We start from the raw sequence: 572 nt of genomic DNA on the forward strand, positions 1-572 counted from the left end.
TCAAATCGCGGCGTGAAAGAACCGGCCGAACCACTGTCCGGAAAACGCGAGGCCCCTCACTGATCCGTGACCGCGACTCCAAGTACACGGCCGCGTTCGACGAGGTCTTCACCAGCGAAGGCATCCGGGTGATCAAGACGCCGCCGCGGACGCCCCGCGCGAACTGTTTTGTCGAGCGCTTCGGCCGCAGCCTCCGACAGGAGTGCCTTGACCACATTCTGATCTACAACGAACGCCACGCGGGAGCCGTGGTCGGCGAGTACCTCGACCACTTCAATGATCACAGACCGCATCAGGGCCGCCAGCAGTTGCCGCCCAACCACGACCCTGCCGTCGTCGTTCCGATGGACGCCCCCGTCCGACGCCGACGACGCCTCAACGGTGTGATCAACGAGTACCACCGGGCCGCCTAACGCGAGCACCAAATTGCCTGGACACAGACCAGAACGGAGTTTTGACACGCTACAAGTGGTCGCCGTGTTGGCGTGTCGAGTAGGGACGAAGCTCCTTAAGAGCGACCGGCAATAGGGTCCAAGATCCGGACATGCGGGTACCTGGAAGTAGTAGGCAGG

1 protein-coding gene is annotated in these 572 nt (G+C 62.4%); it reads left to right on the forward strand.

Going from position 1 to position 572, the window contains the following annotated elements; genetic code table 11:
- The coding region (locus tag ACFHWU_RS29355) for an integrase core domain-containing protein (protein ID WP_416592334.1) at positions 1-413 on the forward strand (413 nt) is incomplete at its 5' end.
- Positions 414-572: the final 159 nt, after the last annotated feature.

This window comes from Micromonospora sp. LOL_015 (assembly GCF_048060275.1).
Lineage (GTDB): Bacteria > Actinomycetota > Actinomycetes > Mycobacteriales > Micromonosporaceae > Micromonospora_E.